Here is a 1284-nt window from a genome sequence, read left to right on the forward strand (position 1 = left end):
TGTACAGTCCGGGGACATGGTAAACGGGTGTTCAGGGACATGGTGAACACTTTTTAACATTCTTACCCATGGTGATCGACTTATTCTTCAGGTCGATCACCCCCACCTTTGTGCTGTACCACCACACTTCGTAGTAACCGTCTTCCCGCGTCTCCTTCAGCCCAACCCGCTCTCCCCTGAACGCCTTGCCTGCCTTCAGGCTGACGCCTTTTACGCTCAGCTTCCCGCTGATATCCACCTTCCTGACCATCACGCCCTCGTCGTATTCCGGTGACGATACGCGGGCGCTGTACTGCCGCGATGATGGCTGATAGCGCGACGCCGGCACCGCCATATCCAGCGCCTCATGCGGGCGTTCGAGGTTGTAGACTGCCCGCCAGTGGTCGAAGGCGCGCTGCAGCTCTCCGCTATCCGCGAACCACTTTCCCTGCAACACTTCCGCCTTCAGACTGCGGTGAAAGCGCTCCAGCTTGCCCTGCGTCTGCGGATGGTAAGGCCGGGAGTGGCCCACCCGGATACCCTGCCGCATCAGCCACAGCTCCACTGCCGTCCAGGTCCCGGTCGTGTCGCCCCACGGTGAGCCGTTATCCATCGTCATCCGGTCCGGCAGGCCGTAGCGCTCAAAGACGCTGACCAGCTGCTCCTGTACCGTCTCGCGCCGTTCGTCAGCGCAGTGCACAAGGCACAGCGAGAACCGGGAATGGTCGTCCAGCAGGGTAAGCGGATGGCAGCGGCCGCCGCCAAAGGGAAAGTGGCCCTTAAAATCCATCTGCCAGAGCTGGTTCGGGGCCGCGTGTTCAAAGCGCCCCGTGGCCGGGATACCCGGAGCCAGTCCCGGCAGCAGGCCGTGGCGGGCCATCAGGTTATGGACGGTGCTGAAGGCGGGCATGCGGTGTCCGCGTTCTTCGAGCCAGCGCTTAATCTTGCGTGCTCCCCAGCGCTGATGAAGCTCATGCGCCATACGCAGCAGGTCAGTGATGTCGTCGGGCGACCTGCCGGGGGAATGATGGGGCGTGCGTGAGCGGTCCTGAAGACCGGACGGCCCTTCCTCAGCCCAGCGGCGAAGCCACTTATAGGCGGTGGCGGGAGAAATGCCGTAGCGGCGGCACAGCTCGCGGATGTTCGCCCCGTCTTGCGAGGCGAGCAGAACAAACTCAGTACGTAATGACATGGTATCTCTCGCATCCCAGGGCATAAGCGACTCCATAAACGGGTTCTTATGCCTTAGTTGTAAGTGTCTACCATGTCCCCGAACAAGTGTTCACGATCTCCCCGGACTGAACA

The 1284-nt window shown here is 61.4% G+C and carries 1 protein-coding gene; it reads right to left on the minus strand.

The window, feature by feature from the left end; translation table 11 throughout:
• Nucleotides 1-31 precede the first annotated feature (31 nt).
• Entirely contained in the window at nt 32-1195 is a 1164-nt protein-coding gene (locus tag WFL93_RS24075) for an IS481 family transposase (protein WP_442955908.1), read from the minus strand.
• Nucleotides 1196-1284: the final 89 nt, after the last annotated feature.

This window comes from Pantoea sp. USHLN256, from assembly GCF_037149875.1.
GTDB lineage: Bacteria > Pseudomonadota > Gammaproteobacteria > Enterobacterales > Enterobacteriaceae > Pantoea > Pantoea nemavictus.

Excerpts from the sequence above, each read along its gene's own strand:
- WFL93_RS24075 (WP_442955908.1), bottom strand. The coding sequence starts at position 1,195 with ATGCCCTGGGATGCGAGAGATACCATGTCATTACGTACTGAGTTTGTT.